This is a genomic window from Novosphingobium sp. (assembly GCF_037133355.1).
In the GTDB taxonomy this organism is placed as follows: Bacteria; Pseudomonadota; Alphaproteobacteria; order Sphingomonadales; family Sphingomonadaceae; genus Novosphingobium.
On sequence record NZ_JBAXOI010000009.1, the window covers coordinates 1 to 19,282 of the forward strand.

Consider the following 19,282-nt stretch of genomic DNA (forward strand, 5'->3'; position numbering starts at 1 on the left):
CCAGTACGACGGTTTAGCAAACCGTTGGTTTCAGCCACTCACCCACGTCTCCGGATCGCAGCGGCGAGGGCGCGCTATAGCGAGGGAGTGGGGGGGCGGCAAGGGGGGTTTCGGTTGAGTTTGTGGCGGCCTGCAAGATTCGCCTTGGCGCGAAATCGACTCGGCTCATCGCCGGTTCATTGTGCCGGGCGAAGAGATGAGGGCCTGATAGGCTGACCAAGGTTCTATCACGGTATCCGCCGAAGGGCCGCAGGATGGGGACGCGAGAATGAAGCTGTGGCAGCACATTGCGATCGGGCTGGCCGTTTGCGGATTGGCAGCGGGCGGAGGCGCCCTCGCGCAGGTCCAGCAAATCGACCCCAACTCTGCGATCGACGGTGATCTTGCGGCAAGGCCCGCAGGCGCGGCCAGATCGCCCACCTCACCGCCTGCCAGCCCTGTCGCTCCTGCGCGCCCCGCCGCCACGACCGGCGCGGGCGATCCCGCCTTTGCCTCGCCTGCTGGCAGCGGCGAAGCGCCTGCGCCCGGCATGAGCTCGCTGCCGCCCGCCAAAGGTCCGGCGCGCACCGCGGCCGAGGGCACGACCTACCGCGAGGACGACCTTATCGGCGCAGCCGAGGGTGTGTTCGGCAAGGGTGCCAGGGGCCTCGCGATGATGATCCAGGATATCCTCAAGAAGCAGGGTCAGCCCAATGCCTACATCACCGGGCGCGAGGCGGGCGGCGCGTTCGTTCTCGGGCTGCGGTATGGTTCGGGAACGCTGCATCACAAGATCGAGGGCGAGCGCCCGGTTTACTGGACGGGTCCGTCGCTGGGCTTCGACGTTGGCGCCAATGCGGCGAACACGTTCGTCCTTGTCTACAACCTCAACGACAGCGAGGACCTGTTCAAGCGGTTCGGCGCGGGGGAGGGGCAGGCCTACTTCGTCGGCGGCTTCAACGTGAGCTATTTGCGCCGCGGCGATGTCGTGGTGATTCCGGTGCGCTTCGGTGCGGGGCTGCGGCTTGGCGTCAACGGGGGCTACATGAAGTTCCGGCGCAAGCAGAACTGGGTACCGTTCTGATCACGCCGGCTTACCCGGTGCTCTATGTCTGAATGCCGCGCTGCATCCTTGTATAGGCGTTGCGAATCCCCGCCTTGACTTGGGCCAGCGATCCGGCAGCCACCCCGTCGGCAACAAACGGACGCAGCGCGGTCTCCCATCCGCGCCGGCAGTTGTCGAAGAGCAGGTTCAGAATGACTTCGTCCCCGCGGTCAGTCCAGATTGCGACAAGCGTGGCGAACCCGTCGTCGAAGATCACGGCATGGTCGGCGAAGATCATGAGGACCATTGCCAGCGTTTCCTTGCCGTCGGCGCCGGTCTGCAGTCTCGAATTGATCAGCACGCCGCTGAGGTCCGGCCGCCAGTTCTCGTCAAGCAAGGCGAGGTTGCGCCACTGGCAGTAGAAATCGCGGCAGCTCTGCGGGCGGCTCTTGTAGATGCTGCAGGTATTGCCGATGCAATGCTGGCAGAGCACCCCAGCCGGTTTGGTCAGCGCCGGGTCTTCAATCGGCGGCACCCTGCAGCAGACAGTGCACTCACCGCATTCCCGTCCGGGGATCAAGGCACTTTCATGGGCTATCATGTCATCTGTGCGCCTATCCCCCAAGCGTGACAGTGTGGTGAAAGCGGTTTTCCCGGCAGATTGCTTGCGTCCGGCGGCAAAGCGAGGCAAAGGCGCGCGCATGCTCGAGACCCTGAAAGCCCAGCCCGCGGACGCGCTGCTTGCGCTGATCAAGCTCCACAACGCCGATCCGCGGCCGACCAAGATCGACCTCGGCGTCGGCGTCTATCGCACCGGCGATGGCGATACGCCAGTGTTCGGCGCGATCAAGGCGGCCGAGCGGGTGCTGCTCGAGACGCAGGATTCCAAGGCCTATCTCGGGCCCGAGGGTGACATGGGCTTTGTCCATGCGCTGATCCCTTATGTGTTCGGTGCGGATTTCGACCGGGCCCGTGTCGAGGGTATGCAGGCGCCCGGCGGTACCGGTGCGGTGCGGCTTGCAGTGGAAGTGGCGGCGCGCGCGGGCGCGAAGCGGATCCTGATGGGCACGCCTTCGTGGCCCAATCATGCGCAGATCGTTGCGGCAGTGGGGCTTGAGCTCAAGACCTTCAAGCACATGACTGCCGAGGGCACCGCAGACCTTGAAAGCCTTCGCGCCGTGCTGGCAGAGGCGGCGCCCGGCGATGTCGTGCTGCTGCATGGCTGCTGCCACAACCCGACCGGCGTCGACTACACCCCCGCGCAGTGGGACGAGATCGCGCCGATGGTGGCCGCCTCGGGCGTACTGCCGCTGATCGATCTTGCCTACCAGGGGCTGGGCGATGGCATGGAAGCCGATGCCTATGGTCTGCGCAAGGTGCTGGCGGCAGTGCCCGAAGCGCTGGTCGCTTACAGCTGCGACAAGAACTTCGGGCTCTACCGCGACCGGGTCGGCGCGTTCTATGCGGTGACCGGCGATGCCGATGCGCTCGCCAAGGCCATGGCCAACGGCAGCACGATCGCTCGCGCGAGCTGGTCGATGCCGCCTGATCACGGCGCGGCGGCGGTGCGGCTGATCCTCGGCGATGCGGCGCTGACGGCCCAGTGGATCGACGAACTCACCGCCATGCGCGCCCGTATGGCCGAAGTGCGTGAGCGGCTTGCCGCCGCGCAGCAGGTCGGGCCGATCAACATGGCGCCGCTGGGCAGCCAGAAGGGTCTGTTCTCGATGCTGCCGCTTTCCGGCGAGCAGATCATGGCGCTGCGCGAGCGCCACGGCGTCTACATGGCCGGATCGGGCCGCGTGAACATCGCGGGGCTGACCACTGGCAATATCGAGGCTTTCATCGCCGCGCTGAAGGATGTGGCAGGCTGATCAGCCCGCCGCCGCCAAGCTTTGCATGCGCTTGAGGTAGCGCGCGAGCACGTCGATCTCGAGATTGACCTCGCGGCCCGGGGCAAGTGTGCCCAGCGTGGTCACTTCGGCGGTGTGCGGAATGATGTTGAGCATGAAATGGCAGGCGCCGTCTGGCTGGTCGGCAAGGTCGTTTACCGTGAGCGAGACGCCGTCGACGGTGATCGAGCCCTTGGCCGTGATATAGGGAGCAAGCTCGGCCGGAGCGGAGACTACTACGTGCCACGAGCCGCCGATCCGGTCGACCGAGACGACCTGGCCCACGGCATCGACATGGCCCGTCACGATATGGCCGCCCAGTTCATCGCCCAGCTTGAGCGCGGGTTCGAGATTGAGCGAGGCGCCTTCGTGCCACTGCGCCGGAGCGGTGCGGCGGATCGTCTCGCCCGAAACGTCGACCGCGAACCAGCTTTCGCCCGCCGTGCCGCCGCGATCGACGACTGTCAGACACACGCCCGAGCAGGCGATCGAAGCGCCGATGGCGATCTTGGCGGGGTCCATCGCACACGCCACCGTCACGCGAGTATCGCCCTTGGCAGCAATGGCGCTAATCCGGCCGACTTCGGTGACGATACCTGTGAACATGCGGGGTCTCCTTCAGCGCATGCGGTCGTAGACGTCGAGCGTGTCGCTGCCAAGCCGCCGCCGGTCGGTGAGGCGCCAGCGGCCGTGGGCATCGCCCAGAAGGGCAAGGCCGATGTCGCCGATCCCGCGCCGGCCTGCGCCGATCAGGATGGGGGCGCGGTAGAGCAAGAGGCGGTCTACCCGGTCGGCGGCGAGGAATGCGGCGGCTGCGCCGGCGCCCCCTTCGATGAGGAGGTACTGCGCGTCGCCGAACGTCCCCGCGGCCGGGTCGCTGACGGCCTGCCAACCTTCAGGCGCCTGCCCCCGCGTCAGCACCCAGCGCGCGGGGCTGCGGGCTTCGAGCCCCGGGAGGCGCACGTCGAGCCGGGGGGCATCGGTGCGCAGTGTTTCGCCGCCGACGAGGATTGCATCACTGCGCGCCCGCATGGCGTGTCCGTGGGCGCGCGCTTCGGGGCCGGTGATCCACTGGCTGGTTCCGTCTGCCATGGCGATGCAGCCATCAAGCGAGGTGGCGAGCTTGAGCGTGGTGTGTGGACGGCGAAAGCGGGCGCGCGTGAGGTAGCCCTCTAGCGAGCGCAGGGCGGAGGGCGACGCTCTCAGTTCGACCGCGATCCCGGCGGCGCGTAGCAGCGCAATCCCACCGCCGGCTGTGCGCGGATCGGGGTCCTCGCAGCCGATCACCACCCGGGCGAGGCCTGCCGCGCGGAGCAGGTGCGCGCAGGCTGGCCCGCGCGGGCTTTCGTGTGCGCAGGGTTCCAGCGTGACATAGGCCGTGGCGCCGCGCGCGGCCTCGCCGGCCTGTGCCAGCGCCTCCGTTTCGGCATGGGGGCGGCCGCCGGGGCGGGTCCAGCCGCGTCCGACAACGCGGCCTTCCCGCACGATCAGTGCGCCAACCGAAGGGTTTGGCCGGCTGAGCGGCACACCCCGGGCGGCTAGCGCGGCGGCGGCGTCGAGCCAGTCAGCATCGGCAAATGCCACGAGGTCAGGGAGCTTTCGGTGACGCGGCGGGGGTGGGCTTCTCGAGATACTTGTCGAGCAGGGCCTTCCGCCGCGCTTCGTCGGCACGGGCCGCAGCCTCGCGCTCGACCTTGGCCTGACGGTCCATGGCCTCGGTATCGAGCCCGGTGGCGGCACCGACCGCCTTGTACATCCGGCGCACCTCCTCGGCGTGCGCTTCCTCTGCCGCAGCTTCGGCCCGGGCGCGCTTGGTTGCCGCGATATTGCCAGCGATGATCTCGGCATCGCTGCGGTCAGCGCGCCAGCTTTCGAAGAAGATCACTTCGGGCGGGCGCGGCAGGGCACGGCCGCCCTGCTGCCACATGACCGAGAAGATCGCGCCTGTGACAAGCACCGCCAGCGCCAGCGAGCGCATCCGGAACTCGCTCGGCGCGCCCAGAATCTGCCACAGGTCCTTTATCGCGCGCAGCGGGGAGACGTTGCTGAAAAACTCCTTCATGCAGCACTAGATAGAGCTTGCTGCCGCCGGACGCCAGTCTTCGCGGAGCATCCCGCCCAAAGGGGCCTCAGCCGAAGAGGTGATAGAGCGTGCGGCCCTCGGTCTTGAGCCAGCGGTTGGCCGGCTCGATCGGCGCCTGATAGAGCGCGGCCAGATGCGCGTGGAAGGCCGGGCTGTGATCGAAATGAGTCATATGCGCCACTTCGTGCGCGACCACCGAGCGGCGGACGAAATCGGGCGCCATGACCAGCCGCCAATTGATGCGGATGATCCCGCTGCTGCTGCAACTGCCCCAGCGCCGCCGCGCGCGGGACAGTGCCAGCTTTGGCACTGCAAGGCGGGCGCGGGCGCAGTAGTACGCCAGATCGTCCTGCGCGAGGCGCAGCGCCTCGGCTTCCAGCCAGCGCTGCAGCCGCCCCTCGATCCCTGCCAGCGGGCCGCCCAGCGCGAGTGTGCCCATGCTTGCGACAGGCCGGCGCGGCGCGCTCTCGGACCATGCGACCTGCAGCATCTCGCCGCGATAGACAATGGTGCAGCCCGGCTCGATCCGCACCGGCGGCGGGATGCGGGCAAGTTGCGCCGCCAACCAGTCGCGGCGCTGCTCGGCAAAGCGCACCGCGTCGCTGGTGCGGCCCCATTCGGGTATCGAGACGCGCGCCTCGCTGCCGTCCGGCGCAAGGCGCAGCGTGATACGCCGTGCGTTGCGCAGGCGCCGCACGACCAGTGGCAATTCCCGGTCGCCCAGTGCGATCACGCGCGGGCCGCGCGCGCGCGTTTCGGCGCTGTCCGCTCCGCCTCGCCTGCGCAGGCGGGGCAGCGAGATCACCGGCCAATCCCGCTGGCAAAGTCGTCGGGCACGATATGATCCTCGAGCGGCCCGGCCAGCACCTCGCTCACTGCCTTGCCGATCACCGAATGCCCGGCGCGGCGCACCGCCTCGCGGTCTCCGCATTCGAGGTGGTGCCAGGCTGGCAGCGCCTTGCCATCGGCGCGCAGGCGATAGGCGCAAGTCGCTGGCAGCCAGGGCACCTCGCGCACCAGTCTGGGTGTCAGGCGCAGGCAATCGGGCACCAGCGCCTTGCGGTGGCGGTAATCGGCGCAGCGCCCGGTCGAAAGATCGAGCAGGCGGCAGGAGACATTGGTGTGGTGGACCGCGCCCGTGTCCTCATCCTCCAGCTTGTGCAGGCAGCACTTGCCGCAGCCGTCGCACAGGGCTTCCCACTCGTCGCGGGACAGCGCCTCGATCGGCTTGTCCCAGAAGCGGTCTGCGCTAGGGGGCGTGGCGGCGGGCATGGCGGCGTTCAGTGCACCCACTTGGCGAGTTCGGCGGCCACTGCTGCTGCATCCTTGTCGATCGGCAGCAAAGCGATCGGCTGGCCGTCCGGACCCATCAGATAGGCGGCGCGGCTGTGGTCCATGAGGTAGGAATTGGGGCCCGTGCCCTCGCCCTTCTTGTAGTAGACCCCATAGGACTTGGCGATGGCGGCGATCTCGGCTTCGGTGCCGGTAAGCCCGGTCAGTTCCTTGCCGAAGTGCGCTGCGAACTGGCCAACCACGGCCGGTGTGTCCCGCGCCGGATCGATCGAGACGAACAGCGGAGCGACCTTGGGCGCGAGATCAGGGTGCGCCTTGGCGAAGGCGTGATAGCCCTGCATGAGGATCTGCACGTCGAGCGGGCAGACATCGGGGCAGAAAGTGTAGCCGAAATAGAGCGTGCGGTACCGCCCCTTGAAATCGGCGGCACGAACCGTCTTGCCGGTTTGGTCGACCAGCGTGAAATCCCCGCCGATCGCCGCGCCCTCGAGCGGAGGCGGCTCGCTGCCGCAGGCGGCCAGCATCAGCAACGCGGCACCCAGAGGCAGGAGCATGCTGGCGGCAAGGCGCGGACGAATAGGTCTTTTGGGGTCCATGGCGCGCCGGTTCATGCTCTGCTAACCAGCGGCTTGCAAGGGGCGACTCCGCGAGAAATGCGATAGGCGCCGCATCGAAAAGGACAGGCCGAGGTGACGAGGGACATGACGGGGATGGCACGCAGCCTGCGCGCGGCGTTTGCCGCGGCGGCGCTGCTGGGCACGCTTGGCGCGGCATTGCCTGCGCATGCGCAATTCTCTGAAAGCTACAAGTTTCTCGAAGCGGTACGCAAGAAGGACGGCCAGAAAGTAACCGACGCGCTCAACGAGCCGGGCAGCCAGATCGTCAACACGCGCGATTCGATCACCGGCGAGAGCGGGCTCCACATCGTGACCGCACGGCGCGATCTCACCTGGATGCAGTTCCTTGTGGGGCACGGCGCCAACGTAAACGTGCGCGATGCCAAGGGAACGACGCCGCTGGTGCTCGCCGCCAATCTCGGCTTCCTCGAGGGTGTCGATTTCCTCATCACTTCGGGCGCGCGGGTGGACGAGCCCAACAACACCGGCGAGACACCGCTGATCACCGCCGTCCACCGCCGCGATCTGGCCATGGTGCGTGTGCTGCTGAAAGCCGGGGCCAACCCGGATCGGCCGGACAATTCGGGCCGCTCAGCGCGTGACTATGCCATGCTTGAGGGTAAGGACAGCCCGGTCGCCTCCGAGATCGCTGGCGCGGTCAAGGGCGGCGCGCAGGGCGCCAAGAAGACCTACGGTCCCTCGTTCTGACCTGGCCCGCGACCATGCACACCGACACCACCGCCGACCTTTCGCTCGAGGAGCTGCGCCTCGCGCTCGCCCCTCATATCGCCGAAGCTGCCGCGTTCGACGGCTGGACCGACGCCGCTGTGAACATGGCCGCCGAGATCGCCGGGATCGATCCCGCCGCAGCGCGCTTTGCCTTCCAGGGCGAGGGCGGGCAATCCGCTGCCATGGCGATGATCACGGCCTGGACCGCCAGCATCGACCGCGCGATGGCTGAAGCGCTGCCGCCCGAAAAGCTGGGCGTGATGAAAGTGCGTGAGCGCATCACCGCGCTGGTGGAATTTCGCCTCGACCAGATCGCGGGGCACGAGGAAGCGCTGCGCGGCGCGCTGATCGAGCTGGCCAAGCCCTGGAACATCCCCGCCGCAACCCGGCTGGGCTGGCGCAGTGCGGACGCGATGTGGCGCCTCGCCGGCGATACCGCGACCGATTACAACCACTATACCAAGCGCGCGATCCTCGGCTCGGTCTATGCCGCGACGCTCGCCGTTCTGGCCGAGGACAAAAGCGAGGACCGCGCGGAGACGCGTGCTTTCCTCGCCCGCCGGATCGAGGGCATCATGTGCTTTGAGAAGGCCAAGGCCCGCTTCGTGAAGCCGAAGGAAGAGACCTTCAGCGTGACCCGGCTGCTCGGCCGCCTGCGCTATCCGGCACGCTGAGCCTGCGGGCGGCTCGGGGCGGTTATTGCGAATGACTTGCAATGCCTCGGGCGCTGTGGCAGCGCTCCCGGGGTGACACTCGATCAACTCCCCACCGGCGCGTCCGCGCGGATTGTTTCCGTCGCCTGGGATACGCTCGTCCCTGAAGAAGGGCAGCGTCTGTGCGCGCTCGGCATCGAGGAAGGGGCCGAGGTCCGCCTCGCCTATCGCGGCGTGTTCCTCGCGCGTGATCCCATAGCCATTGAGATCGGGCGCATGACCGTGGCGCTGCGCCGCGTCCATGCCTGCGCCATGACGGTCGAGCCGCAGATGGCCCCCGTCGCATGACCCGGCAGGCCATGGTCGCCGCGCTGGTCGGCAATCCCAACGCGGGCAAAAGCGCATTGTTCAACGCGCTGACCGGCGCGCGCCAGAAGATTGCCAATTATCCCGGCGTCACGGTCGAGCGCAAATCGGGCCGTATGCTCCTGCCCACGGGCGAGCCGGTCGAACTGGTCGATCTACCCGGTTCCTACAGCCTGCATCCGTCGAGCCCCGACGAGGAAGTGACGCGCGACGTGCTCATGGGCCGCATGGCCGGGCAGGCGACCCCCGATGTGCTGGTGATCGTCCTCGATGCCTCGAACCTCGAGCAGCACCTTGTCTTCGCGCAGGAATTGATCGAGCTCGGCCGGCCGGTGGTGGTCGCGCTCAACATGGTCGATCTGGCCGAGCGTGACGGACTGGTGCTCGATCCCGCCGCGCTTGCATCGGCGCTGGGCGTGCCGGTGATCCCTACTGTTGCGGTGCGTCGCCGGGGCCTTGCCGAACTGACCGCCGCCGTCGCTGCGCTGCGTGACCGGGCAGAAGAGGCGCCGCCTGTACACCGCCCGCATGTCACCGCGCCTGAGCGGCGCATGCTCGCGCGCCAGATCGCGCGCGGCGCGATCCTTTCGGAAACCGCGCAGCACCGCATCCATGCGCAGCTTGATCGGGTGCTGCTTCACCCCTGGCTTGGCCCGCCGGTGCTGGTGGCGCTGCTGTTCCTCGTTTTCCAGGCGGTGTTCAGCTGGGCCAAGCCCTTGCAGGACGGGCTCGACGGTGCCTTCTCCGGGTTAGGCGATCTGGCGCGCAGCGAGCTGCCCGTCTCGCTTCTGCGCGATTTCCTCACCGACGGGGTGATTGCAGGCGTCGGCGCGGTGGTGGTGTTCCTGCCGCAGATCCTGATCCTGTTCTTCTTCATCCTGACGATGGAAGCGACCGGCTACATGGCCCGCGCCGCTTTCCTGATGGACCGGGCGATGGCGGGGGTGGGCCTTTCGGGCCGCAGCTTCATTCCGCTCCTTTCCAGCTTTGCCTGCGCGGTGCCGGGCATCATGGCAACGCGCAGCATCGCCGATCCCAAGGACCGGCTGACCACGATCCTCATCGCCCCCCTGATGACCTGCTCGGCGCGGCTGCCGGTCTACACGGTCATCATCGCCGCCTTTGTCCCTGATCGGCAGGTCTTGCCAGGTGTCGGGCAGCAGGGCCTCGTGCTGCTCGGCCTCTATGTCTTCGGCGTGCTCGGCGCGATGGGCGCGGCGTTGCTGCTGCGGCGCACGGTCACCAAGGGCCAGGCCTCGGGCTTCATCATGGAAATGCCCAAGTACCAGCTGCCCACGGTCAAGGACCTCGCGCTTGGCCTTTGGCAGCGCGCTTACGTGTTCCTGCGCCGTGCGGGCACGATGATCTTTGCGGTGACGGTGGTGCTGTGGCTGCTGCTCAATTTCCCGCGCGCAGCGGACCCGCAGGATCAGGTCAATGCCTCGGTCGCGGGCCATATCGCCAACGGCCTTGCCGTGGTGATCGAGCCCATCGGCTTCAACCGCGATATTGCGCTGGCGCTGATCCCGGCGATGGCGGCGCGCGAAGTGGCCGTCAGCGCGCTCGCGACGACTTATGCCGTTGGCGAGAGCGACGATGCCGCGCAAGGCCGCGCGCTCGGCGCCCAGCTCAAGTCGCACTGGAGCCTTGCGACAGCGCTCGCCTTCCTCGCCTGGTTCGTCTTCGCGCCGCAGTGCATGTCGACCATCGCGGTCACCCGGCGCGAGACCAATGGCTGGGCTTGGCCCGCCTTTATGCTCGCCTACCTGTTCGGCCTTGCCTATGTGGCGGCGGGCATCACGTACTGGCTGGCGGTTGCGGCGGGCCTGGGTTGAAGCACAGCGGGACTGCGGAACGGTCGATAAGCGCGCCAAAGGCCTCACTCACAGTCCGTCTGTCGATCAGATCGACTTTCCAGGCCAGCGCGGACTCGTCAAACGCCTCGCGCAGCGCCGCCATCACTGCCAGCGTCAGGGGCTTTTCGCTTTCGAATACGAGGTCCAGATCCGACCACGGCTTGACGGCTCCTCCCGCCCGGCTGCCGAAAACGCTGACCCGGGTGTCTGCGGGGAGATGAGCGGCGAGGATCGCGCGCACTTCACCGATTTCCGCGTCGTTCAGCGCAACCGGTTTCATGAGCCGGGCTCATCCAACCGCGCAGCCAGAGCCTTCGCCGCGATGAGAAAGGCAGGAATTGCGGCTGCAACCTGCAGCGCCTTGGCTTCGTCATAGCTGTGCGAGGTTATATTGCGCATCTCGCGGTAAATCCGCCAAGTGCTCCAGTCTCCGACAAGGAGACCCTGCTCGCTTGCGGTTCGGATGACTTCGGGGAAGCTCATCCGGTCGATCTCTTCCGGATTGGCGGCGGCTTCCGCCAGTGCGCGGCGGAGCATCTTGTGTGAAAGATCGTAGGTAAATTCAAAGCGCTGGATAAGCCCGTCGCGAATCTGCGTATCACTGGTATCGCGCTCATAGCGCGCAAGGCCTTCGTCAAGGCGTGCAACGGCATTGCGCAGCGAGGAAAGGTCAAGCGTCATGCGCGGAACCATGCCACCGTTGGACACTCCCGGGCAAGATCGCGATGCTGCGGGGAAAACTCAAGGGGGGACTATTCTCGCACCGCCCCTGATTGGCTAGGCCGACGACTGGTTATTCAAGGGATGCGATTCGATGGCAGGCAGCGTCAACAAGGTCATTCTGATCGGCAATCTCGGGCAGGATCCCGAGGTCAAGAGCTTCCAGAACGGCGGGCGCATTGCCAATCTGCGCATCGCTACCAGCGAGCAGTGGAAGGACAAGGCCACCGGCGAGCGCAAGGAGCGGACCGAGTGGCACAGCGTCGTGCTCCAGTCCGATGGCCTCGTCGGCGTGGCCGAGCGTTTCCTCAAGAAGGGCAGCAAGGTCTACATCGAAGGCCAGCTGCGCACCCGCAAGTGGCAAGATGCCTCGGGTAATGACCGTTACACCACCGAAATCTCGGTCGGCGTCGGTGGTTCGCTGACCATGCTTGATGGTCCGCAGGGCGGCTCGGGCGGTGGCGGCATGGGTGGTGGTGGCGGCCAGCGCTCTGGCGGCTGGAACGATGGCGGCGCCAGCGGCGGCGCGCGCTCCGGTGGCGGCGGCGGTTCGTCGGGTGGCGGCTGGAATCAGGGCGGCGGCGGTTCGTCCGGCGGCGGCTTCGGCGACGATCTGGACGACGATATTCCGTTCTGATCAGGTGCCGCGCGTATCGCCGTAGAGGTGGATATGCAGCCGGTCGGTAAAGCGCCAGCCGTGCGTCAGCGCGGCGCCGGCGAGCCATTTTGATCGCTCGCGCAAAGTCTCGCTGCTGGTGCCTTCGGGCATGACAAAGAGCCGCTCGGCGGGGATCCGGTAGATCGCCTGAAGCTCGGCGACTTCGGCGATGTCGTCCTCGCTCGCGACAACGAACTTGAACCAGGCCTTGGGGCTTGCGGCCCAATCACGCATCAGTTCGGGCACCAGGGCGAGGTTCTCGTCATTGCCCGAATGCGAGAGCTTGGGGCTGACGTTGAACTGGTCGACCAGTTGGGTGATTGCGTGGGGCGGCGGAACGGTGCCGTTGGTCTCCACTTCTACCTCGAGCGCGGGGACCGCTTCCTTGAGCATGGGGATCAGCCTGGCGAGCGCCGGGGCCTGCAGCAGCGGCTCGCCGCCCGTGATCACGAGGCGGGTGGGCCGAAGCGCAAGGATGCGCATCGCCACTTCTCGCACTTCAAGCGTGATCTGGTTCTCGATCCGCTCGAAGGTCATGTCATCGCGGTGCGGGCGGATATCGCCGGTGAAGCGCCAGGTATAGGCCGTGTCGCACCACCGGCAGGCAAGGTTGCAGCGCGAGAGGCGCACGAACACGCAAGGCCGCCCGGCCGAAGGGCCTTCGCCTTGCAGCGAGGGGAAGATTTCCGGCTCCCCCGGGGCCATGGTGGCGAGGGTGAGGCTCACCCCAGCCGCTCCAGCGCCGCCGCCAGACGCAGCGCCTCGGCGCTGTGGTGCGCGTGATCGGCGCGGGCCTTCTCGACCGCTTCGGGCTTGGCCTTTTCCGCAAAGGCCGGGTTCGAGAGGCGGCCTTCGAGCGACTTGGCTTCCTTCTGCGAAGCGGCAAGCGCCTTTTCGAGGCGGGCCTTTTCGGCTGCGATGTCGATCACGCCTTCGAGGGGCACAATGAGGTTCGCATCCCCTGCGCCGATCTGCATGGCAGCGCCTGCCGGGGCCGGGGCGAAGTGGATGGCGCTGAGGCGTGCCAGGCGCTCGATCACCGCCGGGTTGCCTTCGATCACCGCTTGGGTCGCTGCGCTTGGTTCGGGGAGATAGGCAGCGAGCCGCGCGCCGGGGGCGATGCCCAGCTCGTTCTTGGCTCCTCGCAGGTTCGAAACCAGCGCGATCAGCCATTCGACTTCCGCCTTGGCCGCCGGGTCGATGCCGGCCTGCGGGGCGGGCCATTCCGCCACGATCAATTCTGCCGAGCGCTCACCGAGCGCATGCCACAGCTCTTCGGTCACGAAGGGCATGAACGGGTGGAGCATGACGAGGATCTGGTCGAGCACCCAGCCGGCGACAGCACGCGTCTCGTCGTCGAAGCTGCCCTTGATCAGCTCGATGTACCAATCGCAGAACTGGTCCCACACGAAGTGGTAAATCGCGTTGGCCGCTGCATCGAAGCGCAGGTCCGCCATCGCAGACTCGAGCGCGGCTACGGTTTCGACTACCTCGCCGATGATCCATCGGTTGACCGCGCTGGTGGCTGCAGGCGCGGCAACTGAAGTGCTGCCGGTGATCCCGTTCGCCATGCAGAAGCGCGCCGCGTTCCACAGCTTGGTCGCGAAGTTGCGATAGCCCTCGACGCGGCGCTCATCCATCTTCAGGTCGCGGCCCTGGCTTTCCATGGCGCACATGAAGAAGCGCAGCGCATCGGCGCCGTACTGGTCGATCAGCAGCAGCGGATCGACCACGTTGCCCTTGGACTTGGACATCTTCTGCCCATCCGCCGCGCGCACCAGCCCATGCAGATAGAGCCGCTTCCACGGGTTCTGCCCGGTCATGGCCCGGCCCATCATCATCATCCGCGCATCCCAGAAGAACAGGATGTCGAAGCCTGAAATCAGCAGGTCGTTGGGGTAGTGCTTGGCGAGGAGGGAATGCGAGCCCCTCCCGCTTGCGGGAGGGGTTGGGGTGGGCTGGCCCGACGCTGCGCCCGCCTCAGGCCCACCCCCGACCCCTCCCGCAGGCGGGAGGGGGGAATCTTCCGGCCAGCCAAGCGTGGCGAATGGCCAGAGCGCGGAGGAGAACCAGGTGTCAAGAACGTCCTCGTCACGCTTCAGATATGCGTCCGGAATTGTCGCGTGATCTCCGTACCCAACGATACCGATTGTCGTGCCAGCAGGGTAGATTGTCTCCGCCAATTCCAAAGCGGCAGCCTCATTCTCAGCTACAATAATCTCTTGCGGGCCAGTTCCTCCCGAAGCGAAATTGCGCGTCGGCCCATACCACGCAGGAATCCGGTGCCCCCACCAAAGCTGGCGGCTGACACACCAAGGCTGGATATTCTCCATCCAGTTGAAGAACGTCTTCTCCCAGGTCTTCGGCACGATCTCGATCGCGCCCGAGCGCACCGCGTCCATTGGCGCCTTCGCTAGTTCTCCCGCGTTGACATACCACTGGTCGGTCAGCATCGGCTCGATCACCACGCCGCCCCGGTCGCCGAAGGGCTGCATGATGATCTTGTCCTCAACTTTGATCATCAGCCCGTCGGCATCTATTTCCGCGACAACACGCTTGCGCGCTTCGTAGCGGTCGAGGCCGCGATAAGCGTCGGGCACTAGATTGAGATGGTCGATGTCAGACGCGCTGACCTGTTCGCCAGCCGCGATCGCCTTCGCGCGCTCCGCCGCTTCGGCATAAGGCGCGCCGTCGGTGCGCATCGTCGCTGTTTCGTCCATCAGGCGGTACATCGGAATGCCGTTGCGCTGCGCCACGCCGAAGTCGTTCTCGTCATGCGCGCCGGTGATCTTCACCGCGCCCGAACCGAAATCAGGATCAGGATACTCGTCGGTGATGATCGGGATCAGGCGGCGGTGCTCCTTGGGGCCGACCGGGATCTCGCACAGCTTGCCCACGATCGGCGCATAGCGAGCGTCATCGGGATGAACCGCCACCGCGCCGTCGCCCAGCATCGTCTCGGGCCGGGTTGTGGCGATGGAGATATAGTCACGCTCTTCCTCGAACACGACCGCGCCCTCGGCATCGCGCTCCACGTAAGTGTAGGTCTCGCCGCCCGCGAGCGGATACTTGAAGTGCCACATATGGCCCTTCACCTCGCGCGTCTCGACCTCAAGGTCAGAGATCGCGGTCTTGAGCTTGGGGTCCCAGTTCACCAGCCGCTTGTCGCGGTAGATCAGGCCCTGATTGTAAAGATCGACAAAGACCTTCACCACCGCCTTGGTGAAATGCGGGTCCATGGTGAACTGCTCGCGGCTCCAGTCCATCGAGCAGCCGAGCCGGCGCAGCTGGCCGGTAATCGTGCCGCCGCTTGTCCGTTTCCATTCCCACACCTTCTCGATGAAGGCTTCGCGCGAATAATTGGTCCGCTTGTCCTGTACGGCATCCATCTGCCGCTCGACCACCATTTGCGTGGCGATGCCGGCGTGATCGGTGCCGACCACCCACAGCGCATCCTTGCCGCGCAGTCGCTCATAGCGGATCACCACGTCCTGCAGCGTGTTGTCGAGCGCGTGGCCGATATGGAGCGATCCCGTCACGTTGGGCGGCGGGTTCACGATGGTGAAGGGCGCGGCATCGGGTCGTTCGGGCCGGAACAGCCCGTTCGCTTCCCAATGGGCATACCACTTCGCCTCGATGGCGGCGGGCTCGAACGTCTTGGCGAGCGCTTCGGGCTCTGGATTGGTCGCTTCGGTCATGGCCTGAGGGCCTTGCCATCGCGCGCCCGGCGCTGCAAGCGTTCGCAGGCGCGCGGCGGGTGCCAGCCTGTGCTTGCGGCCTTTCCCGATTTCCCGCATGTATCCCTACGATGCGGGGATCAACGGATTTTATCACCGAGGCCGGCGCCGATGGCGCTGCCACGCTGGTGTTTACCGGCCCGCTGCTCGTGTCCTCGCTCGGCGCGGTGGACCACCGCCTGCGCGGGCTCGAGGGGCCGATCGCGGCCATCGATCTCAGCCAGGCCGCGCGCGTCGATACAGTCGGCGCGTGGACCGCATGGCGCCTCGCGCAGAAGTTCGGCGCACGCATTATAGGTGCCTCGCCCGAGGCGGAGCGCCTGATTGCGGCGATCAGTGCGGCCGACGACAACACCGCCTCGGTCGAGCCGCCGCGCCTGCCGATCCTGCTGCGCGTGCCTGAACATGTCGGCATCGTCACCATCGGGCTGGGGCAGGGCCTGCTGCTCGTGCTTGGTTTCCTGGGGCAGATCGTCTTGGCGAGCGGCACTTTGCTGCGCCATCCCGGGCGCTTTCGCCTGCGCGCGCTGGTCCATCAGATGGAACTGATGGGCGTGAACGCGCTCGCCATCATTGGCCTGATGAGCTTCCTCGTCGGCATCGTGATCGCGCAGCAGGGCGCGGTGCAGCTGCGTCAGTTCGGCGCGGAAATCTACACGGTGAACCTCGTCGGCCGGCTGTCCTTGCGCGAACTCGGCATCCTGATGACCGCGATCATGGTCGCGGGCCGCTCGGGCTCGGCCTTTGCCGCGCAGCTCGGCACGATGAAGCTGACCGAGGAAATCGACGCGATGCGCACCATCGGCGTATCCCCGATCGAGGCGCTGGTGATCCCCCGCCTGCTTGCGACCATGCTGATGATGCCGCTGCTCGGCATTTATTCAGCGGCGATCGGCATTATCGGTGGTGCAGCGCTTTCGGCGCTGACGCTGGGCATTCCCTTCTTCACCTTCCTCGCGCGCATCCAGGAAGTGGTGCCGCTGCACGATGTCTGGGTGGGTCTGATCAAAGGGCCGGTGTTCGGCCTGATTGTCGCCACATCGGGCTGCTACCAGGGCCTTCAGGTGAAGAGCGATGCCGAAGAGGTCGGCACGCGCACGACGGCGGCGGTGGTCATGGCAATCTTCATGGTGATCGTGCTCGATGCCTTCTTCGCGGTGTTCTTCTCGGAGGTGGGCTGGGGATGACCGCCGAGACCACCTGTGCGGTGCCCGCACCCATCGGCAGCGAGGCCGACTTGTTCCCAATCCGCGTGCGCGGGCTGAAGAACGTTTTTGGCGACCATGTCGTGCATGAAAACCTCGATCTCGATGTGCGCAAGGGCGAGATACTCGGTGTTGTCGGCGGATCGGGCACCGGCAAGTCGGTGCTGATGCGCTCGATCATCGGGCTCCAGATTCCCGAGGCTGGCGAGATCGAGGTGCTGGGCAGCCCGATCACCGATGCGCGCGATGATGACGACATCGATATCCGCTGCCGCTGGGGCATCCTGTTCCAGGGCGGCGCGTTGTTCTCCACACTGACCGTGGCGGAGAACGTCGAAGTTCCGCTGCGCGAATTCTACCCCGAAATTACTGATGAGCTGCGCCACGAGATTGCACGGTACAAGGTGCTGCTGTCCGGGCTCCCGGCCGAGGCCACCGGCAAGTATCCCAGCGAGCTTTCAGGCGGCATGAAGAAGCGCGCGGGTCTTGCCCGCGCGCTCGCGCTCGATCCCGAGCTGCTGTTTCTCGATGAGCCGACTGCCGGGCTCGATCCAATCGGCGCCGCCGCCTTCGACCAGCTTATCCGCAGCCTGCAGCAAACGCTCGGACTCACCGTTTTCCTTATCACCCACGATCTCGATACGCTTTACGAGATCTGCGACCGGGTGGCGGTGATCGCCGACAAGCGGGTGATTGCGGTGGGCACGATCCCCGAATTGCTGGCGACTGACCACCCGTGGATCAAGTCCTACTTCAACGGCCCGCGCGGCCGCGCCGCGTCTGCCGCAGCCACGCGGAACGAGGCCGCGGCCGCCGCCGCTCCGCAAACAACGGCCGACGCCGGCGCCCTTGGCACCGCGCCGCAGCAGGCATAGGAACAGCCGATGGAAACGCGCGCCAATCATATCTGGGTGGGGATCGTCACCTTGCTCCTGCTGGCAGGGCTCGCGGCGCTGCTCATCTGGATCGCGCGGCTCAGCCAGCACGATCAGCGCGAGTACGACATCTTCTTCAAGCAGTCGGTCGACGGCGTCGCCAAAGGCTCCGAGGTCTCCTATTCCGGGGTGCCTGCGGGGCAGGTCAAGGACATCTCGCTGTGGCAGAACGATCCGAGCTTCGTGCGGGTGCGCATCAAGGTCGATGAGAAGGTACCGATCCTCCAGGGCACCACAGCCAGCCTGCAGGGCAGCTTTACCGGCGTCTCCACCATCCAGCTGGCAGGGGCCATCAAGGGCGCGCCGCCAATCAGCGAGCCGGGCCCCGCTGGTGTACCGGTCATCCCGACGCGGCGCAGCGGTCTTGGCGAAATCCTTTCGAACGCACCGCTGCTGCTGGAGCGCCTCGCCACGCTCAGCGAGCGGCTTACCATGGTGCTTTCGGACAAGAACCAGAAGGCCTTCTCCAACATCCTGGCGCACACCGATACGCTCACCGGCAACCTTGCCAGTGCATCGCCTGAGGTCAGGAAGTCGCTCGAGGAGCTGCAGCTCACGCTCAAGCAGGCGACCACCACGCTGGCCAGCGTGGACAAGCTTGCGGGCACGGCGGACAACGCACTCAACGATCCCGCCAACGGCCTTGCCAAGCAGCTTCGCACAACGCTGAAATCGGCGCAGGCTGCGGCAGATTCGCTGCAGGCGACGCTCGATGAGGCCCGCCCGGCGACGAAGCAGTTCAACGACCGCACCTTGCCCGCATTCGAGGCGGCGGTGCGCGATATCGAGGCGACCTCGCGCTCGATCCGCGCGATGACCGATGCGATCGGCGACCGCGGTATCAGCAGCGTCGTTGGCAGCCCCAAACTGCCGGATTACAAGCCATGAAACTCAAGCGAACCCGGCGCGGAGACCCGATCATGCCCTCGACCAAGCGCGCCGCTGCGGCTTTGCTCCTGATTGCGGCACTGGGGGCAGGGCTGGGCGGCTGCGTCAGCATCGGGGCCAAGCCTCCCGGCACGTTCCTCAGCCTGACGTCGGAAGCGGCGCCGGCGCCCGGCACAGGCAGCAGCGGCACATTGGCCGAGGCGACCGTGGTGCTGGAGCCCGGCGCGGCGGCGGCGGTTTCCGTGCTGCGCATCCCGGTGCAGATCGATGCGGCCAACGTCGCCTATATCAAGGGTGCACAGTGGGTCGAGCGGCCGAGCCGCGCGTTCCAGCACCTGCTGGCCGACACGCTGCGCGCGCGCGGCAAGGGGCTGGTGGTCGAGACCGACCGAAACACCACCGGCACGCGGATCGGCGGCCAGTTGCAGGCGATGGGTTTCGATGCGCAGACCCGCTCCGCCGTGGTACGCTTCGATGCGATGAAGTGGCTGCCGGGCGGGCGGATCGAAACGCGGCGCTTTGAAAGCATCGTGGCTGGGGCAAGTCCGGAACCAGCCGCAATCGGCCCCGCGCTGAACCGCGCCGCGAACAAGGTGGCGGGCGAAATCGCCGACTGGGTGGGCTGA

22 protein-coding genes are annotated in these 19,282 nt (G+C 66.6%); 11 read left to right on the forward strand and 11 right to left on the reverse strand.

Going from position 1 to position 19,282, the window contains the following annotated elements:
• Nucleotides 1-268: 268 nt before the first annotated feature.
• A complete protein-coding gene (locus WCL10_RS10515; protein ID WP_336895594.1) occupies nt 269-1,063 on the forward strand; it encodes an EipA family protein in 795 nt (264 codons plus the stop codon).
• 22 nt (nt 1,064-1,085) lie between these two features.
• On the opposite strand, the gene WCL10_RS10520 is transcribed toward WCL10_RS10515, so the two are convergent.
• Nucleotides 1,086-1,727: a hypothetical protein gene (locus WCL10_RS10520; protein ID WP_336895595.1), complete on the reverse strand. Its 642-nt coding sequence runs from the start codon at nt 1,725-1,727 to the stop codon at nt 1,086-1,088.
• Here WCL10_RS10520 and WCL10_RS10525 point away from each other — a divergent pair.
• Nucleotides 1,726-2,898: an amino acid aminotransferase gene (locus WCL10_RS10525; RefSeq protein ID WP_336895596.1), complete on the forward strand. Its 1,173-nt coding sequence runs from the start codon at nt 1,726-1,728 to the stop codon at nt 2,896-2,898. The genes WCL10_RS10520 and WCL10_RS10525 overlap by 2 nt on opposite strands.
• On the opposite strand, the gene WCL10_RS10530 is transcribed toward WCL10_RS10525, so the two are convergent.
• The 6 genes from WCL10_RS10530 to WCL10_RS10555 form a co-directional block, all read right to left on the reverse strand.
• Nucleotides 2,899-3,522, reverse strand: coding sequence for a riboflavin synthase (locus WCL10_RS10530; RefSeq protein ID WP_336895597.1), 624 nt, complete (start codon nt 3,520-3,522; stop codon nt 2,899-2,901).
• Nucleotides 3,523-3,534: 12 nt separating this feature from the next.
• A complete protein-coding gene (ribD, locus tag WCL10_RS10535) occupies nt 3,535-4,500 on the reverse strand; it encodes a bifunctional diaminohydroxyphosphoribosylaminopyrimidine deaminase/5-amino-6-(5-phosphoribosylamino)uracil reductase RibD (RefSeq protein ID WP_336895598.1) in 966 nt (321 codons plus the stop codon).
• A 4-nt stretch (nt 4,501-4,504) separates the two neighbouring features.
• Nucleotides 4,505-4,978: a hypothetical protein gene (locus WCL10_RS10540; RefSeq protein WP_336895599.1), complete on the reverse strand. Its 474-nt coding sequence runs from the start codon at nt 4,976-4,978 to the stop codon at nt 4,505-4,507.
• A 67-nt stretch (nt 4,979-5,045) separates the two neighbouring features.
• Nucleotides 5,046-5,804, reverse strand: a complete 759-nt coding sequence (locus WCL10_RS10545; protein WP_336895600.1) for a YgjP-like metallopeptidase domain-containing protein — start codon at nt 5,802-5,804, stop codon at nt 5,046-5,048.
• The gene (locus WCL10_RS10550) at nt 5,801-6,271 is read right to left on the reverse strand and encodes a YcgN family cysteine cluster protein (RefSeq protein WP_336895757.1); all 471 of its coding nucleotides are present in this window, start codon (nt 6,269-6,271) and stop codon (nt 5,801-5,803) included. Before WCL10_RS10550 ends, WCL10_RS10545 begins: the two co-directional genes overlap by 4 nt.
• Nucleotides 6,272-6,279: 8 nt before the next feature.
• Entirely contained in the window at nt 6,280-6,846 is a 567-nt protein-coding gene (locus WCL10_RS10555; protein WP_336895601.1) for an SCO family protein, read from the reverse strand.
• A 156-nt stretch (nt 6,847-7,002) separates the two neighbouring features.
• Here WCL10_RS10555 and WCL10_RS10560 point away from each other — a divergent pair, with 156 nt between their 5' ends.
• The 4 genes from WCL10_RS10560 to WCL10_RS10575 all read left to right on the forward strand — a co-directional run bounded on the left by WCL10_RS10560 (nt 7,003) and on the right by WCL10_RS10575 (nt 10,492).
• Nucleotides 7,003-7,617, forward strand: coding sequence for an ankyrin repeat domain-containing protein (locus WCL10_RS10560; RefSeq protein WP_336895758.1), 615 nt, complete (start codon nt 7,003-7,005; stop codon nt 7,615-7,617).
• Between the two features lie 14 nt (nt 7,618-7,631).
• Nucleotides 7,632-8,312, forward strand: coding sequence for a COQ9 family protein (locus tag WCL10_RS10565; protein WP_336895602.1), 681 nt, complete (start codon nt 7,632-7,634; stop codon nt 8,310-8,312).
• Nucleotides 8,313-8,384: 72 nt separating this feature from the next.
• Entirely contained in the window at nt 8,385-8,639 is a 255-nt protein-coding gene (locus WCL10_RS10570) for a FeoA family protein (RefSeq protein WP_336895603.1), read from the forward strand.
• The gene (locus tag WCL10_RS10575; RefSeq protein ID WP_336895604.1) at nt 8,636-10,492 is read left to right on the forward strand and encodes a ferrous iron transporter B; all 1,857 of its coding nucleotides are present in this window, start codon (nt 8,636-8,638) and stop codon (nt 10,490-10,492) included. Before WCL10_RS10570 ends, WCL10_RS10575 begins: the two co-directional genes overlap by 4 nt.
• Here WCL10_RS10575 and WCL10_RS10580 read toward each other — a convergent pair.
• Together WCL10_RS10580 and WCL10_RS10585 are read right to left on the reverse strand one after the other, a co-directional pair.
• Nucleotides 10,455-10,793, reverse strand: a complete 339-nt coding sequence (locus tag WCL10_RS10580; RefSeq protein WP_336895605.1) for a nucleotidyltransferase domain-containing protein — start codon at nt 10,791-10,793, stop codon at nt 10,455-10,457. The genes WCL10_RS10575 and WCL10_RS10580 overlap by 38 nt on opposite strands.
• Nucleotides 10,790-11,194 (reverse strand): HI0074 family nucleotidyltransferase substrate-binding subunit, encoded by a 405-nt coding sequence (locus WCL10_RS10585; RefSeq protein WP_336895606.1) that lies wholly within the window; start codon nt 11,192-11,194, stop codon nt 10,790-10,792. Before WCL10_RS10585 ends, WCL10_RS10580 begins: the two co-directional genes overlap by 4 nt.
• 133 nt (nt 11,195-11,327) lie before the next feature.
• Here WCL10_RS10585 and ssb point away from each other — a divergent pair, with 133 nt between their 5' ends.
• The gene (gene ssb / locus WCL10_RS10590) at nt 11,328-11,870 is read left to right on the forward strand and encodes a single-stranded DNA-binding protein (protein WP_336895607.1); all 543 of its coding nucleotides are present in this window, start codon (nt 11,328-11,330) and stop codon (nt 11,868-11,870) included.
• Here the strand turns inward: ssb and WCL10_RS10595 are convergent, their stop codons facing one another.
• Together WCL10_RS10595 and WCL10_RS10600 are read right to left on the reverse strand one after the other, a co-directional pair.
• A complete protein-coding gene (locus WCL10_RS10595; RefSeq protein WP_336895608.1) occupies nt 11,871-12,617 on the reverse strand; it encodes a 7-carboxy-7-deazaguanine synthase QueE in 747 nt (248 codons plus the stop codon).
• Nucleotides 12,614-15,589, reverse strand: coding sequence for a valine--tRNA ligase (locus WCL10_RS10600; protein WP_336895609.1), 2,976 nt, complete (start codon nt 15,587-15,589; stop codon nt 12,614-12,616). Before WCL10_RS10600 ends, WCL10_RS10595 begins: the two co-directional genes overlap by 4 nt.
• 110 nt (nt 15,590-15,699) lie before the next feature.
• On the opposite strand from WCL10_RS10600, the gene WCL10_RS10605 reads away from it, so the two are divergent.
• Genes WCL10_RS10605 through WCL10_RS10620 form a run of 4 tightly spaced genes read left to right on the forward strand, consistent with a single transcriptional unit; the run spans nt 15,700 to nt 19,282 of the window.
• Entirely contained in the window at nt 15,700-16,815 is a 1,116-nt protein-coding gene (locus WCL10_RS10605) for an ABC transporter permease (RefSeq protein ID WP_336895610.1), read from the forward strand.
• Nucleotides 16,812-17,708, forward strand: a complete 897-nt coding sequence (locus WCL10_RS10610) for an ATP-binding cassette domain-containing protein (protein WP_336895611.1) — start codon at nt 16,812-16,814, stop codon at nt 17,706-17,708. The genes WCL10_RS10605 and WCL10_RS10610 overlap by 4 nt, the downstream gene beginning before the upstream one ends.
• 9 nt (nt 17,709-17,717) lie before the next feature.
• On the forward strand, nt 17,718-18,656 hold the full coding sequence (locus WCL10_RS10615; RefSeq protein ID WP_336895612.1) for an MlaD family protein: 939 nt from the start codon (nt 17,718-17,720) through the stop codon (nt 18,654-18,656).
• The gene (locus WCL10_RS10620) at nt 18,653-19,282 is read left to right on the forward strand and encodes an ABC-type transport auxiliary lipoprotein family protein (RefSeq protein WP_336895613.1); all 630 of its coding nucleotides are present in this window, start codon (nt 18,653-18,655) and stop codon (nt 19,280-19,282) included. Before WCL10_RS10615 ends, WCL10_RS10620 begins: the two co-directional genes overlap by 4 nt.

Excerpts from the sequence above, each read along its gene's own strand:
- WCL10_RS10580 (WP_336895605.1), bottom strand. The coding sequence starts at position 10,793 with ATGAAACCGGTTGCGCTGAACGACGCGGAAATCGGTGAAGTGCGCGCG.
- WCL10_RS10605 (WP_336895610.1), top strand. The coding sequence starts at position 15,700 with ATGCGGGGATCAACGGATTTTATCACCGAGGCCGGCGCCGATGGCGCT.
- WCL10_RS10565 (WP_336895602.1), top strand. The coding sequence starts at position 7,632 with ATGCACACCGACACCACCGCCGACCTTTCGCTCGAGGAGCTGCGCCTC.
- WCL10_RS10550 (WP_336895757.1), bottom strand. The coding sequence starts at position 6,271 with ATGCCCGCCGCCACGCCCCCTAGCGCAGACCGCTTCTGGGACAAGCCG.
- WCL10_RS10555 (WP_336895601.1), bottom strand. The coding sequence starts at position 6,846 with ATGCTCCTGCCTCTGGGTGCCGCGTTGCTGATGCTGGCCGCCTGCGGC.
- WCL10_RS10585 (WP_336895606.1), bottom strand. The coding sequence starts at position 11,194 with ATGACGCTTGACCTTTCCTCGCTGCGCAATGCCGTTGCACGCCTTGAC.
- WCL10_RS10530 (WP_336895597.1), bottom strand. The coding sequence starts at position 3,522 with ATGTTCACAGGTATCGTCACCGAAGTCGGCCGGATTAGCGCCATTGCT.
- WCL10_RS10600 (WP_336895609.1), bottom strand. The coding sequence starts at position 15,589 with ATGACCGAAGCGACCAATCCAGAGCCCGAAGCGCTCGCCAAGACGTTC.
- WCL10_RS10540 (WP_336895599.1), bottom strand. The coding sequence starts at position 4,978 with ATGAAGGAGTTTTTCAGCAACGTCTCCCCGCTGCGCGCGATAAAGGAC.
- WCL10_RS10525 (WP_336895596.1), top strand. The coding sequence starts at position 1,726 with ATGCTCGAGACCCTGAAAGCCCAGCCCGCGGACGCGCTGCTTGCGCTG.
- WCL10_RS10610 (WP_336895611.1), top strand. The coding sequence starts at position 16,812 with ATGACCGCCGAGACCACCTGTGCGGTGCCCGCACCCATCGGCAGCGAG.
- WCL10_RS10575 (WP_336895604.1), top strand. The coding sequence starts at position 8,636 with ATGACCCGGCAGGCCATGGTCGCCGCGCTGGTCGGCAATCCCAACGCG.
- WCL10_RS10560 (WP_336895758.1), top strand. The coding sequence starts at position 7,003 with ATGGCACGCAGCCTGCGCGCGGCGTTTGCCGCGGCGGCGCTGCTGGGC.
- WCL10_RS10520 (WP_336895595.1), bottom strand. The coding sequence starts at position 1,727 with ATGCGCGCGCCTTTGCCTCGCTTTGCCGCCGGACGCAAGCAATCTGCC.
- ssb (WP_336895607.1), top strand. The coding sequence starts at position 11,328 with ATGGCAGGCAGCGTCAACAAGGTCATTCTGATCGGCAATCTCGGGCAG.
- WCL10_RS10620 (WP_336895613.1), top strand. The coding sequence starts at position 18,653 with ATGAAACTCAAGCGAACCCGGCGCGGAGACCCGATCATGCCCTCGACC.
- WCL10_RS10615 (WP_336895612.1), top strand. The coding sequence starts at position 17,718 with ATGGAAACGCGCGCCAATCATATCTGGGTGGGGATCGTCACCTTGCTC.
- WCL10_RS10515 (WP_336895594.1), top strand. The coding sequence starts at position 269 with ATGAAGCTGTGGCAGCACATTGCGATCGGGCTGGCCGTTTGCGGATTG.